Source organism: Streptococcus sp. 1643, from assembly GCF_006228325.1.
Lineage (GTDB): Bacteria > Bacillota > Bacilli > Lactobacillales > Streptococcaceae > Streptococcus.
In genome coordinates this window covers 1,607,265-1,620,618 of sequence record NZ_CP040231.1, presented here as the reverse complement: position 1 = coordinate 1,620,618, position 13,354 = coordinate 1,607,265, and the positions used below count along the sequence as shown (strand labels likewise).

14 protein-coding genes are annotated in these 13,354 nt (G+C 41.3%); all 14 read left to right on the top strand.

The genetic code is table 11. The annotated features are described in order from the left end of the window. Nucleotides 1-74: 74 nt before the first annotated feature. Nucleotides 75-281 (top strand): hypothetical protein, encoded by a 207-nt coding sequence (locus FD735_RS08405; RefSeq protein WP_000390701.1) that lies wholly within the window; start codon nucleotides 75-77, stop codon nucleotides 279-281. Then, nucleotides 278-472, top strand: coding sequence for a hypothetical protein (locus FD735_RS08400; protein WP_000709165.1), 195 nt, complete (start codon nucleotides 278-280; stop codon nucleotides 470-472). Before FD735_RS08405 ends, FD735_RS08400 begins: the two co-directional genes overlap by 4 nt. Beyond that, nucleotides 459-1,334, top strand: a complete 876-nt coding sequence (locus FD735_RS08395; protein WP_139658958.1) for an ABC transporter ATP-binding protein — start codon at nucleotides 459-461, stop codon at nucleotides 1,332-1,334. Before FD735_RS08400 ends, FD735_RS08395 begins: the two co-directional genes overlap by 14 nt. A 12-nt stretch (nucleotides 1,335-1,346) precedes the next feature. After that, a complete protein-coding gene (locus tag FD735_RS08390) occupies nucleotides 1,347-2,081 on the top strand; it encodes an ABC transporter permease (RefSeq protein ID WP_000794226.1) in 735 nt (244 codons plus the stop codon). 4 nt (nucleotides 2,082-2,085) lie between these two features. Further along, nucleotides 2,086-3,183, top strand: a complete 1,098-nt coding sequence (locus FD735_RS08385) for a sensor histidine kinase (protein ID WP_139658957.1) — start codon at nucleotides 2,086-2,088, stop codon at nucleotides 3,181-3,183. A 1-nt stretch (nucleotide 3,184) separates the two neighbouring features. Continuing rightward, nucleotides 3,185-3,784, top strand: coding sequence for a response regulator transcription factor (locus FD735_RS08380; protein WP_139658956.1), 600 nt, complete (start codon nucleotides 3,185-3,187; stop codon nucleotides 3,782-3,784). 318 nt (nucleotides 3,785-4,102) lie between these two features. Then, nucleotides 4,103-4,516, top strand: coding sequence for a 30S ribosomal protein S12 (rpsL, locus tag FD735_RS08370; protein ID WP_001142332.1), 414 nt, complete (start codon nucleotides 4,103-4,105; stop codon nucleotides 4,514-4,516). Between the two features lie 19 nt (nucleotides 4,517-4,535). Then, nucleotides 4,536-5,006: a 30S ribosomal protein S7 gene (rpsG, locus tag FD735_RS08365; RefSeq protein WP_000087873.1), complete on the top strand. Its 471-nt coding sequence runs from the start codon at nucleotides 4,536-4,538 to the stop codon at nucleotides 5,004-5,006. A 276-nt stretch (nucleotides 5,007-5,282) separates the two neighbouring features. Then, the gene (gene fusA / locus FD735_RS08360; protein ID WP_000090339.1) at nucleotides 5,283-7,364 is read left to right on the top strand and encodes an elongation factor G; all 2,082 of its coding nucleotides are present in this window, start codon (nucleotides 5,283-5,285) and stop codon (nucleotides 7,362-7,364) included. 322 nt (nucleotides 7,365-7,686) lie between these two features. Then, nucleotides 7,687-9,387, top strand: coding sequence for an acetolactate synthase large subunit (locus FD735_RS08355; RefSeq protein WP_139658955.1), 1,701 nt, complete (start codon nucleotides 7,687-7,689; stop codon nucleotides 9,385-9,387). Next, nucleotides 9,380-9,856, top strand: coding sequence for an acetolactate synthase small subunit (ilvN, locus tag FD735_RS08350; protein WP_001253813.1), 477 nt, complete (start codon nucleotides 9,380-9,382; stop codon nucleotides 9,854-9,856). The genes FD735_RS08355 and ilvN overlap by 8 nt, the downstream gene beginning before the upstream one ends. Nucleotides 9,857-9,945: 89 nt before the next feature. Continuing rightward, nucleotides 9,946-10,968 (top strand): ketol-acid reductoisomerase, encoded by a 1,023-nt coding sequence (gene ilvC / locus FD735_RS08345; RefSeq protein WP_000290683.1) that lies wholly within the window; start codon nucleotides 9,946-9,948, stop codon nucleotides 10,966-10,968. A 79-nt stretch (nucleotides 10,969-11,047) separates the two neighbouring features. Continuing rightward, the gene (gene ilvA / locus FD735_RS08340) at nucleotides 11,048-12,298 is read left to right on the top strand and encodes a threonine ammonia-lyase IlvA (RefSeq protein ID WP_033630365.1); all 1,251 of its coding nucleotides are present in this window, start codon (nucleotides 11,048-11,050) and stop codon (nucleotides 12,296-12,298) included. Between the two features lie 82 nt (nucleotides 12,299-12,380). Then, nucleotides 12,381-13,277 carry an SPFH domain-containing protein gene (locus FD735_RS08335; protein WP_000479681.1) on the top strand — a complete coding sequence of 299 codons (897 nt, stop codon included), beginning with the start codon at nucleotides 12,381-12,383 and terminating at the stop codon, nucleotides 13,275-13,277. The last annotated feature ends 77 nt before the right edge of the window (nucleotides 13,278-13,354 follow it).

Genomic DNA, 13,354 nt, shown 5'->3' with positions numbered 1-13,354 from the left:
GACATTTGTCATATTTCCTAGTGACAGAAGCATCTAGCTCCGTTAACTTCAAAGGACTATAATTGAAGTATGAAATGGAGGAAGAAGAAATGAAAAATAAAATGATTGTCGCAGTGAGTTTAGTAGCAGCAGGAGTTATGACCTATCTCATGTTTTCAGGATTGGACGAGGGTTTCTATCATTTTCCTTGGGAGCTCTTTGCTGGCTTTGGAATGATGTCTTGGCTTGTCAGAGAAGGTTTGAAATTGGTCAGAGATGTGAAAAAGGAGTTTGAGGAATGAAAAAAGCAATCATCTATTTCTTTATCGGCCTGTCACTCTTGGTATGGTTAGTGGAAATGTTTACTGGGTGGTTTGACCAAACCTTGCTTCGCCAATTCATTCGTGGTGCTTGGGGTTTTGGATTTATGATTTTTGTCGTTTTCCCTATGGGAATGAAGTGGTTGAAAGGAGAATCTCATGACTGTGATTAAAGTTGAGAAATTGAGTAAGAAAATAAAAGACAAGGAGATCTTGCGGAACATCTCCTTTGAAATCAACGATGGTGAATGTGTCGCCTTGATCGGGCCTAACGGAGCAGGGAAGACAACCTTGATTGATTGCCTCTTGGGCGACAAGTTCATGAGCTCAGGTCAGATAGCCATTCAAGGCTTTGCACCAACAGATCCTCGATTAAAGCAGCTTATTTCTGTCTTGCCCCAAGAAAATGCAGTTGTTCAAAGCTTGAAAGTGAAAGAACTTTTATCATTTTTCAAGTCACTTTATCCCAACAGTCTTTCAGACAAAGAAATTGATGACTTGCTTAGATTCTCAGACAAGCAGAAAAATCAGTTAGCGGGCAAGTTGTCTGGTGGGCAAAAACGTTTGTTCTCTTTCGTGTTGGCTTTAATAGGTCGTCCGAAAATTCTATTTTTAGACGAGCCAACTGCTGCCATGGATACCTCGACACGTCAGCATTTTTGGGAAATTGTCAATCAGTTAAAGAAAAATGGTGTGACTATTGTCTATTCTTCTCACTATATCGAAGAGGTGGAACATACGGCTGACCGCATTTTGGTTCTCCACAAGGGAGAATTGATTCGCGATACGACGCCTTATGCTATGCGTGGTGAAGAACAAGAAAAACATTTTACGGTACCTCTAACTTATCAGGAAGTTATCAGAACTTTAGACCAAGTTCAAGAGCTTGAAATCAAGCAAAATGCTCTTTCCTTCACCACCAAAGAAGCTAGCCAGGTATGGGAAGTCTTGCAAGAACAGGGCTGCACGATCGAAGAAATTGAAGTTCGCAATCGAACTCTCTTAGACAGTATCTTCGAAACGACTCAAGACTAAAGGAGATTGACGATGAAAAATATGACAAGTCTCATGAAAGTGGAAATCATTCTGATGAAACGGCAAGCAGTCTACTACTTGCTATCCATCGGACTCCCAAGTGTGTTTTACCTTATCTTTTCTGGTATGATGTCAGGGTCAGATATTCCAGAAATTGCTCTTCAAGCCTATCTTTTTGCCATGACGCTCTTTAGTATCATGTCAAGTGCTTTTTTCAGTATCCCAAGCACACTCGAGTCTGATAAGACAAACAACTGGCAAAAATTGATTCAACATTCTCCCGTATCTATGGTAGAATATTATGTATCAAAACTGTTCAGTACCCTACTGACTTTCTTGTTATCAATTACAGTTGTCTTTTCAGTTGGTCATTTTGTCCGTGGAGTGACTCTGCCTTGGCTTGACTGGATGGTAATTGGTGCTATTTTGCTGATCGGAAGCGTGGTCTTTATCAGCATGGGGGTCTTGGTGAGCTTGCTACCCAGTGCTCAACTGATGACGGTTGTTGGAAATATTGCCTATATTGCTTTGGCTGTTCTAGGTGGACTGTGGTTCCCCTTGGATTCCTTCCCAGAATGGCTCCAATCTATTGGAAAGCTGACTCCAACCTATCAACTGATGCAGGTCGTCTCTACTTATTTGGAGCACCACGAGTTTAACATTCTTGCTGCCTTGGTTGTACTAGGTTATACAGTTTTCTTTGGTGTCTTGGTAATCCAACTGAAAAAACGGATTGAGGTAAAATAAATCTATGTTGGAAAAATTTAAAAACATTCATTATATGTTTCATATTTCAATTGTGTTTATCATCTTTCCTATAGCGGGTGTCATCGTTGGAGATTACCCGCTTTTAACCTTGCTATGGACCCTACTATTTGTACTTGCCTTCTATTCGGTTTTAATCAGTCAGAATCGCACCGTGCAGTGGCTAGCATGGTGGTCCATGCTTGTCTACATTTTTTATACATCTGTTTGGCTAAGTTCGGGTTTCACATGGTTTATCTTTTATTTATCCAATCTTCTCATTTATGAGCTGGATGAGATTTCTTTTCACTCTTGGCGTTTTGTCAGTTTTGTTGTCTTACAACCGTTCATTCTGACCGGAATCTATATGGTCAATCATGTTAGTCCCTGGCAATTGGTCTTTTTCTTAGTTACCTTTGTCTTTTCGGATGCACTGATCTTTGGTCTTTATCGAATTCGAGTGTCAGAAGAAATAAAAGAAGAAAAGATGAAACAAAATGCCAAGCTCAGTCTTTTCTTGGCTGAAAATGAACGCAATCGTATCGGTCAGGATCTCCATGACAGTCTAGGTCACACCTTTGCTATGCTGAGTGTCAAGACAGATTTAGCATTACAGTTATTACAGATGCAGGCTTATCCACAGGTGGAAAAAGAATTAAAAGAAATTCATCAGATCAGTAAAGAATCCATGAACGAAGTCCGTACAATTATCGAAAATCTTAAAACCAGAACCCTTGCTTCCGAATTTGCGACTGTTAAAAAAATGCTGGAAATTGCAGGAATTGAAACGGAAATCAATCACCAATTAGATACTGCTAGCTTAACTCAAGAATTGGAGTCAACAGCTTCCATGATTTTGCTTGAGTTAGTGACAAATATCATCAAACATGCCAAAGCATCGAAGGCTTACTTGAAATTAGAACGAACTGAGAAAGAACTCATTCTAACAGTGAGAGATGATGGATGTGGCTTTGCTTCTTTAAAAGGAGATGAGCTCCATACCGTTCGAGACCGTGTCCTTCCTTTTTCAGGAGAAGTAACAGTGATCAGTCAGAAACAGCCGACTGAAGTGCAGGTTCGACTACCTTATAAGGAGAGAAACTAAGATGAAACTACTTGTTGCAGAAGATCAAAGTATGTTGCGAGATGCTATGTGCCAGTTGCTTACCTTTCAACCAGATGTAGATTCTGTCCTACAAGCCAAGGATGGCCAAGAAGCAATCCAACTTTTAGAAAAAGAGTCTGTGGATATCGCCATTCTTGACGTAGAAATGCCTGTTAAGACAGGCCTCGAAGTCTTGGAGTGGATACGAGCAGAAAAGCTAGAAACAAAGGTGGTTGTGGTGACGACCTTCAAACGTCCCGGATATTTTGAACGTGCGGTCAAGGCTGGAGTGGATGCTTATGTCTTGAAAGAAAGAAGTATTGCAGACCTCATGCAAACCTTGCACACTGTTCTCGAAGGACGTAAGGAGTATTCGCCTGAATTGATGGAAGTGGTGATGACGCACCCCAATCCGCTAACAGAGCAAGAGATTGCTGTTTTAAAGGGAATCGCTCAGGGCTTGTCTAATCAAGAAATCGCAGATCAGCTTTATCTATCAAATGGAACCGTCCGAAACTATGTCACCAATATTCTTTCCAAGCTAAATGCAGGCAATCGAACAGAGGCAGCCAACATTGCAACAGAATCTGGTTGGCTTTGATCAGAAGGGTTAAAAAATTCCGAAACGATAACTTGAATAGAAGGAAATCCATACTAAAATGTAGGAGGCAAATCGCCTCCTTCTTGGGTTTAGAAAAGCGGTTAGAACTAGTGTCAAAGAGTTAAAAGATCAGAATAAAAATGAAAAATATCTTGACAATGAAGGAAAAATTGTGTTACAATAATAGACGGTACTTTTTACTTTTGGTCTCTCAAAAGTGTACAGGGACGTGCTGACAAATGTTGCAAAAGTACACACAGATGGTAGCTGTCACCAAGTGTATCATCACCAAAAATAAAAAAACACAGGAGAATGTAGATGCCTACAATTAACCAATTGGTTCGCAAACCGCGTAAATCAAAAGTAGAAAAATCTAAATCACCAGCTTTGAACGTTGGTTACAACAGTCATAAAAAAGTTCAAACAAACGTTTCTTCACCACAAAAACGTGGTGTTGCAACTCGTGTTGGAACAATGACACCTAAAAAACCTAACTCTGCCCTTCGTAAATTCGCTCGTGTACGTTTGAGCAACCTTATCGAAGTTACTGCCTACATCCCAGGTATCGGACACAACTTGCAAGAGCACAGCGTGGTGCTTCTTCGTGGTGGACGTGTAAAAGACCTTCCAGGGGTACGTTACCATATCGTCCGTGGTGCACTTGATACTGCAGGTGTTAACGATCGTAAACAAGGCCGTTCTAAATACGGTACTAAACGTCCAAAAGCATAAGGAAAGGGGATAAAGAGAAATGAGTCGTAAAAATAGAGCTCCAAAACGTGACGTATTGCCAGATCCGCTTTACAATTCACAACTAGTTACTCGTCTTATCAACCGCGTTATGCTTGATGGTAAACGTGGTACAGCTGCTTCAATCGTTTACGGTGCTTTTGAGCAAATCAAAGAAGCTACTGGCAACGATGCACTTGAAGTATTTGAAACAGCTATGGAAAACATAATGCCTGTACTTGAAGTACGTGCACGTCGTGTTGGTGGATCTAACTACCAAGTCCCAGTTGAAGTTCGTCCAGAACGTCGTACAACACTTGGACTTCGTTGGTTGGTAACCATCGCTCGCCTTCGTGGTGAACACACAATGCAAGACCGTCTTGCAAAAGAAATCTTGGATGCTGCGAACAACACTGGTGCAGCAGTTAAGAAACGTGAAGACACTCACCGTATGGCTGAAGCTAACCGTGCCTTCGCACACTTCCGTTGGTAATAAAATGATACCAAGAGCGGTAAAGGCCCAAGGCAAAAATAGGAAACTGATGCAGTGTTCCGTGAACACAAAGCAGTTTATCTTTTTTGCACCGGGCCTCGCTCGGGTTCAAATTAGCTAAAACGATTAGTATTAGCTTCAATTCAACTTATCTACAAGTTGAAACCAACAAAAACAAGATAAACATTGAGAACGGGTAGGTCCTGCCTATCCGTTTTTATTAAAATCGTGTTATAATAGAATAGAAATTAAAAATAAATAGGAGAAACAAACCTCATGGCACGCGAATTTTCACTTGAAAAAACTCGTAATATCGGTATCATGGCTCACGTCGATGCCGGTAAAACAACAACTACTGAGCGTATTCTTTACTACACTGGTAAAATCCACAAAATCGGTGAAACTCACGAAGGTGCGTCACAAATGGACTGGATGGAGCAAGAGCAAGAACGTGGTATCACAATCACATCTGCTGCGACAACAGCTCAATGGAACAACCACCGCGTAAACATCATCGACACACCGGGACACGTGGACTTCACAATCGAAGTACAACGTTCTCTTCGTGTATTGGATGGTGCGGTTACTGTTCTTGACTCACAATCAGGTGTTGAGCCTCAAACTGAAACAGTTTGGCGTCAAGCAACTGAGTACGGAGTTCCACGTATCGTATTTGCCAACAAAATGGACAAAATCGGTGCTGACTTCCTTTACTCAGTAAGCACACTTCACGATCGTCTTCAAGCAAACGCACACCCAATCCAATTGCCAATCGGTGCTGAAGATGACTTCCGTGGTATCATCGACTTGATCAAGATGAAAGCTGAAATCTATACTAACGACCTTGGTACAGATATCCTTGAAGAAGATATTCCAGCTGAATACCTTGACCAAGCTCAAGAATACCGTGAAAAATTGGTGGAAGCAGTTGCTGAAACTGATGAAGATTTGATGATGAAATACCTTGAAGGTGAAGAAATCACTAACGAAGAATTGAAAGCTGCTATCCGTAAAGCAACTATCAATGTTGAATTCTTCCCAGTATTGTGTGGTTCTGCCTTCAAGAACAAGGGTGTTCAATTGATGCTTGATGCGGTTATCGACTACCTTCCAAGCCCACTTGATATCCCAGCAATCAAAGGTATCAACCCAGATACAGATGAAGAAGAAACTCGTCCAGCATCTGACGAAGAGCCATTCGCAGCTCTTGCCTTCAAGATCATGACTGACCCATTCGTAGGTCGTTTGACATTCTTCCGTGTATACTCAGGTGTTCTTCAATCAGGTTCTTACGTATTGAACACTTCTAAAGGTAAACGTGAACGTATCGGACGTATCCTTCAAATGCACGCTAACAGCCGTCAAGAAATTGACACTGTTTACTCAGGTGACATCGCTGCTGCCGTTGGTTTGAAAGATACTACAACTGGTGACTCATTGACAGATGAAAAAGCTAAAATCATCCTTGAGTCAATCAACGTTCCAGAACCAGTTATCCAATTGATGGTTGAGCCAAAATCTAAAGCTGACCAAGATAAGATGGGTATCGCACTTCAAAAATTGGCTGAAGAAGATCCAACATTCCGCGTTGAAACAAACGTTGAAACTGGTGAAACAGTTATCTCTGGTATGGGTGAGCTTCACCTTGACGTCCTTGTTGACCGTATGCGTCGTGAGTTCAAAGTGGAAGCGAACGTAGGTGCTCCTCAAGTATCTTACCGTGAAACATTCCGCGCTTCTACTCAAGCACGTGGATTCTTCAAACGTCAGTCTGGTGGTAAAGGTCAATTCGGTGATGTATGGATTGAATTTACTCCAAACGAAGAAGGTAAAGGTTTCGAATTCGAAAACGCAATCGTCGGTGGTGTGGTTCCTCGTGAATTTATCCCAGCGGTTGAAAAAGGTTTGGTAGAATCTATGGCTAACGGTGTTCTTGCAGGTTACCCAATGGTTGACGTTAAAGCTAAGCTTTACGATGGTTCATACCACGATGTCGACTCATCTGAAACTGCCTTCAAGATCGCGGCTTCACTTGCCCTTAAAGAAGCTGCTAAATCAGCACAACCAGCTATCCTTGAGCCAATGATGCTTGTAACCATCACTGTTCCAGAAGAAAATCTTGGTGATGTTATGGGTCACGTAACTGCTCGTCGTGGACGTGTAGATGGTATGGAAGCACACGGTAACAGCCAAATCGTTCGTGCTTACGTTCCGCTTGCTGAAATGTTCGGTTACGCAACAGTTCTTCGTTCTGCATCTCAAGGACGTGGTACCTTCATGATGGTATTTGACCACTACGAAGATGTACCTAAGTCAGTACAAGAAGAAATCATTAAGAAAAACAAAGGTGAAGACTAATCAGTCCTCACTCTAGAAGGAAGTCACTTAGTGGCTTCCTTTTTTGTCTTTAACTATTCATTTTTGCTGAATATAGTATACAAATTTGGTCGCTAAGTGAGAAAAATACTAATTCTATCCAAAAAGAAAATAATCTAATTTGATAAATTAAAGTAAATAAAGGTTCCTAATTCCGTAGAAAAGTTAATAAAAATGAGGGAAAGATTCATAAATACACTTTTAGATAGAAAATTCAGAAAATTGACTCTTTTGCCTTGAAAATTTTTGAAAAAATGGTATGATAGTAACAAGCTATTTTTTTAAGAGAAGAGAAAGGGGAACAATGGAGAAAATCAGTTTAGAATCTCCTAAGACGGGGTCGGACCTAGTTTTGGAAACACTTCGGGACTTAGGGATTGATACCATTTTTGGTTATCCTGGTGGTGCAGTCTTACCTTTATATGATGCGATATACAATTTTAAAGGTATTCGCCACATCTTGGGACGCCATGAGCAAGGTTGTTTGCACGAAGCTGAAGGATATGCCAAATCAACTGGAAAGTTGGGCGTTGCCGTCGTCACGAGCGGACCGGGAGCAACAAATGCCATTACAGGGATTGCAGATGCCATGAGCGATAGCGTTCCCCTTTTGGTCTTTACAGGTCAGGTTGCGCGAGCTGGAATTGGGAAAGATGCTTTTCAGGAGGCAGACATCGTGGGGATTACCATGCCCATTACCAAATACAATTACCAAGTCCGTGAAACGGCAGACATTCCCCGTATCATTACGGAAGCTGTCCATATCGCAACGACAGGTCGTCCAGGTCCAGTTGTGATTGACTTACCAAAGGATGTATCAGCTCTAGAGACAGATTTCATCTATTCACCAGAAGTTAATTTACCAAGTTACCAACCGACGCTTGATCCGAATGACATGCAAATCAAGAAAATCTTGAAGCAATTGTCAAAAGCCAAGAAACCTGTTTTGTTAGCAGGCGGTGGTATCAGCTATGCGGAAGCTTCTAAGGAACTCAATGAATTTGCTGAACGTTACCAAATTCCAGTAGTCACTAGTCTTTTGGGGCAAGGAACCATTGCAACGAGTCATCCGCTCTTCCTAGGGATGGGAGGCATGCACGGTTCTTTCGCAGCCAACATTGCAATGACGGAAGCGGACTTTATGATTAGTATTGGTTGCCGTTTCGATGACCGCTTGACCGGGAACCCTAAGACCTTTGCTAAAAATGCTAAGGTTGCCCATATCGATGTTGACCCAGCTGAGATTGGTAAGATTATCAGTGCAGATATTCCTGTAGTGGGGGATGCTAAGAAAGCCTTACAGATGCTTTTAGCAGAACCAACTGTTCATAACAATACCGAAAAGTGGATTGAAAAAGTCACTAAGGACAAGAATCGAGTTCGTTCTTATGATAAGAAAGAACGTGTGGTTCAGCCTCAGGCCGTTATTGAACGCATCGGTGAGTTGACGCATGGGGATGCCATTGTCGTAACTGACGTAGGGCAACACCAAATGTGGACAGCTCAGTATTATCCTTACCAAAATGAGCGTCAGTTAGTCACTTCAGGTGGTTTGGGTACCATGGGATTCGGAGTTCCTGCAGCTATCGGAGCCAAGATTGCCAATCCAGAAAAAGAAGTCATCCTTTTTGTCGGTGATGGTGGTTTCCAAATGACCAACCAAGAGTTAGCGATCCTAAATATCTACAAGGTACCGATTAAGGTTGTCATGTTGAATAACCACTCACTAGGAATGGTTCGTCAGTGGCAGGAATCCTTCTATGAGGGTAGAACTTCAGAGTCAGTCTTTGATACACTTCCTGACTTCCAGCTGATGGCACAGGCCTACGGCATCAAAAATTATAAATTTGACAATCCAGAAACTATAGAAAAAGATCTAGAGGCTATTCTGGAGGATGTGCCGATGTTTATCGAGGTGGATATTTCTCGTAAGGAACAGGTCTTACCGATGGTACCAGCTGGTAAGAGCAATCATGAGATGTTGGGGGTGAAGTTCCATGCGTAGAATGTTAACAGCTAGATTGCAAAACCGTTCAGGAGTTTTGAATCGTTTTACAGGTGTCCTTTCTCGTCGTCAAGTCAATATTGAGAGTATCTCAGTTGGTGCGACGGAGAACCCCAATGTATCTCGCATCACTATCATTATTGATGTAGCTTCTCATGATGAAGTAGAGCAAATCATTAAACAGCTCAATCGTCAGATTGATGTGATTCGCATTCGTGATATCACAGATAAACCACACTTGGAAAGAGAAGTTATCTTGGTGAAGGTATCTGCTCCTGCTGAGAAGCGTGCAGAAATCTTGGCCATTATCCAACCTTTCCGTGCAACGGTAGTAGATGTGGCTCCAAGCTCAATCACCATCCAGATGACGGGAAATGCTGAAAAGAGTGAAGCTTTATTACGAGTGATTCGACCATATGGTATTAAAAATATCGCTCGTACGGGTGCAACTGGATTTACCCGCGACTAATACTCTTTGATTTTCAATGAGTATAAAATCCAGCATAAATTTGTTTAACCAGCCTATAAGGCAATAAAAATAGAAAAGAGAGAAAAACTATGGCAGTTCAAATGGAATACGAAAAAGATGTTAAAGTAGCAGCGCTTGACGGTAAAAAAATCGCCGTAATCGGTTATGGTTCACAAGGACATGCGCATGCGCAAAACTTGCGTGACTCAGGTCGTGATGTCATCATCGGTGTGCGTCCAGGTAAATCTTTTGACAAAGCAAAAGAAGACGGTTTTGACACTTACACAGTAGCAGAAGCAACTAAATTGGCTGACGTTATCATGATCTTGGCACCAGACGAAATCCAACAAGAATTGTACGAAGCAGAAATCGCTCCAAACTTGGAAGCTGGAAATGCAGTTGGATTTGCTCATGGTTTCAATATCCACTTTGAATTTATCAAAGTTCCTGCAGATGTAGATGTCTTCATGTGTGCTCCTAAAGGACCAGGACATTTGGTACGTCGTACTTACGAAGAAGGATTTGGTGTTCCGGCTCTTTATGCAGTTTACCAAGATGCAACAGGAAATGCTAAAAACATTGCTATGGACTGGTGTAAAGGTGTTGGTGCAGCTCGTGTTGGTTTGCTTGAAACAACTTACAAAGAAGAAACTGAAGAAGATTTGTTTGGTGAACAAGCTGTACTTTGTGGTGGTTTGACTGCCCTTATCGAAGCAGGTTTTGAAGTCTTGACAGAAGCAGGCTATGCCCCAGAATTGGCTTACTTTGAAGTTCTTCATGAAATGAAATTGATCGTTGACTTGATCTATGAAGGTGGATTCAAGAAAATGCGTCAATCTATTTCAAACACTGCTGAATACGGTGACTATGTATCAGGTCCACGTGTGATTACTGAGCAAGTTAAAGAAAACATGAAAGCTGTTTTGGCAGATATCCAAAATGGTAAATTTGCAAATGACTTTGTAAATGACTACAAGGCTGGTCGTCCAAAATTAACTGCTTACCGTGAACAAGCAGCTAACCTTGAAATTGAAAAAGTTGGTGCAGAATTGCGTAAAGCAATGCCTTTCGTTGGTAAAAACGACGACGACGCATTCAAAATCTACAATTAATTCTTGTAAAGAGAGACAGAAGGCGAGTTGGGGGTACCTAACTCGTTTTTTATCTTGAACAGTATTTGAGGAGGAGACAATGCTAAGTGCAAAAGATGTGGTGAAAGCCCACAAAGTTTTGAGTGGTGTAGTAGTTGATACACCACTAGAATATGATCATTATTTATCAGAAAAGTACCAAGCAAAGATTTATCTCAAAAAGGAGAATGCGCAACGAGTTCGCTCTTTTAAAATTCGTGGAGCCTATTATGCCATTTCTCAGCTATCAAAAGAAGAACGCGAGCGTGGTGTAGTCTGTGCTTCTGCGGGAAATCATGCCCAAGGTGTCGCCTATACTTGTAATGAGATGAAGATTCCTGCAACAATTTTTATGCCTATTACAACACCGCAACAAAAGATTGGGCAGGTTCGCTTTTTCGGTGGAGAGTTCGTGACAATCAAGTTGGTTGGGGATACCTTTGATGCTTCTGCTAAGGCAGCACAAGAGTTTACACTGTCGGAAAACCGCACCTTCATCGATCCTTTTGATGATGCGCATGTTCAGGCTGGTCAAGGGACTGTAGCTTATGAGATTCTTGAAGAAGCCCGTAAAGAGTCTATCGATTTTGATACAGTACTTGTACCAGTAGGTGGTGGCGGATTGATTGCCGGTGTTTCTACATATATTAAGGAAACCAACCCGACTATTGAAGTGATCGGGGTAGAAGCTAATGGTGCTCGCTCTATGAAAGCTGCCTTTGAAGCTGGGGGACCAGTTAAACTCAAAGAAATTGATAAGTTTGCTGATGGGATAGCCGTACAAAAGGTTGGACAATTAACCTATGAAGCGACCCGAAAAAATGTTGAAACGCTGATTGGGGTGGACGAGGGATTGATTTCCGAAACCTTGATTGATCTTTATTCCAAACAAGGAATTGTAGCAGAACCAGCCGGAGCTGCCAGCGTTGCAGCCTTGGAAGTTCTATCAGACTATATCAAAGGCAAGACGATTTGTTGTATCATTTCTGGAGGAAATAACGATATCAACCGCATGCCAGAGATGGAAGAACGTGCCTTGATTTACGATGGAATCAAGCATTACTTTGTAGTGAATTTCCCACAACGTCCTGGAGCTCTACGAGAGTTTGTAAATGACATTTTGGGGCCAAATGATGACATCACTCGTTTTGAATATATCAAACGAGCAAGCAAGGGGACAGGCCCTGTCTTGATTGGGGTAGCCCTTGCCAATAAGCATGATTATGCTGGATTGATTCATCGAATGGAAAAGTTTGACCCATCTTATATTAATTTGAATGGGAACGAAACGTTGTATAATATGTTAGTTTAAGCTAAAATAAAATTATTATCATATTATTTGCGTAATGGTAATGATGGTGCTATAATGAGGGTGACGAAAGGGGGAGATTCCCATGTTTTTACAAATTTTACTTGTTTTATTGTTTTTAGTGGTGATTGCATCAGTGATCATGGTTAGTTCTGTGTATGTGGTTCGACAACAATCTGTCGCTATCATAGAACGCTTTGGTAAATACCAAAAGTTGAGCAATAGCGGTATTCATTTACGAGCTCCTTTTGGGATTGATAGGATTGCGGCAAGAGTTCAACTACGCTTGTTGCAAAGTGAGATTGTTGTAGAGACAAAGACGCAAGATAATGTATTTGTAACGATGAATGTGGCAACTCAGTATCGAGTAAATGAAAACAATGTCACAGATGCCTATTATAAATTGATGCGTCCAGAAGCCCAAATTAAATCCTATATTGAAGATGCTTTGCGTTCATCTGTACCAAAGTTAACCCTAGATGAGTTGTTTGAGAAGAAGGATGAAATCGCCTTAGAAGTTCAAAAACAAGTGGCGGAAGAAATGTCTACGTATGGGTATATCATTGTCAAAACGCTGATTACTAAGGTTGAACCTGATGCTGAAGTAAAACAATCAATGAATGAAATTAACGCGGCTCAACGTAAGAGAGTTGCGGCGCAAGAACTTGCTGAAGCAGATAAGATTAAAATCGTGACCGCAGCAGAAGCTGAAGCAGAAAAAGATCGCCTACATGGTGTAGGGATTGCAGAGCAGCGTAAAGCAATTGTTGACGGACTAGCTGATTCTATCCAAGAGTTAAAGGGAGCCAATGTTGAACTAACTGAAGAACAAATCATGTCTATCCTATTAACGAACCAGTATTTAGATACGTTGAATAATTTTGCAGATAAAGAGGGTAATAATACAATCTTCCTACCAGCAAATCCTAATGGAGTTGAGGACATAAGAACTCATATATTATCGGCTTTAAAAGCCAAATAAAAATATGCAGAATAATATAGTTACGACGTATATATGTTTTTTTATTGACAAATGAAATAAAAACGTATACAATTAAG

Bases quoted from the DNA above. Each gene is read 5' to 3' on its own strand.
- fusA (WP_000090339.1), top strand. From the start codon at position 5,283: ATGGCACGCGAATTTTCACTTGAAAAAACTCGTAATATCGGTATCATG.
- ilvA (WP_033630365.1), top strand. From the start codon at position 11,048: ATGCTAAGTGCAAAAGATGTGGTGAAAGCCCACAAAGTTTTGAGTGGT.
- FD735_RS08390 (WP_000794226.1), top strand. From the start codon at position 1,347: ATGAAAAATATGACAAGTCTCATGAAAGTGGAAATCATTCTGATGAAA.
- rpsL (WP_001142332.1), top strand. From the start codon at position 4,103: ATGCCTACAATTAACCAATTGGTTCGCAAACCGCGTAAATCAAAAGTA.
- FD735_RS08335 (WP_000479681.1), top strand. From the start codon at position 12,381: ATGTTTTTACAAATTTTACTTGTTTTATTGTTTTTAGTGGTGATTGCA.
- FD735_RS08355 (WP_139658955.1), top strand. From the start codon at position 7,687: ATGGAGAAAATCAGTTTAGAATCTCCTAAGACGGGGTCGGACCTAGTT.
- rpsG (WP_000087873.1), top strand. From the start codon at position 4,536: ATGAGTCGTAAAAATAGAGCTCCAAAACGTGACGTATTGCCAGATCCG.
- ilvN (WP_001253813.1), top strand. From the start codon at position 9,380: ATGCGTAGAATGTTAACAGCTAGATTGCAAAACCGTTCAGGAGTTTTG.
- FD735_RS08385 (WP_139658957.1), top strand. From the start codon at position 2,086: ATGTTGGAAAAATTTAAAAACATTCATTATATGTTTCATATTTCAATT.
- FD735_RS08380 (WP_139658956.1), top strand. From the start codon at position 3,185: ATGAAACTACTTGTTGCAGAAGATCAAAGTATGTTGCGAGATGCTATG.
- FD735_RS08400 (WP_000709165.1), top strand. From the start codon at position 278: ATGAAAAAAGCAATCATCTATTTCTTTATCGGCCTGTCACTCTTGGTA.
- ilvC (WP_000290683.1), top strand. From the start codon at position 9,946: ATGGCAGTTCAAATGGAATACGAAAAAGATGTTAAAGTAGCAGCGCTT.
- FD735_RS08405 (WP_000390701.1), top strand. From the start codon at position 75: ATGGAGGAAGAAGAAATGAAAAATAAAATGATTGTCGCAGTGAGTTTA.
- FD735_RS08395 (WP_139658958.1), top strand. From the start codon at position 459: ATGACTGTGATTAAAGTTGAGAAATTGAGTAAGAAAATAAAAGACAAG.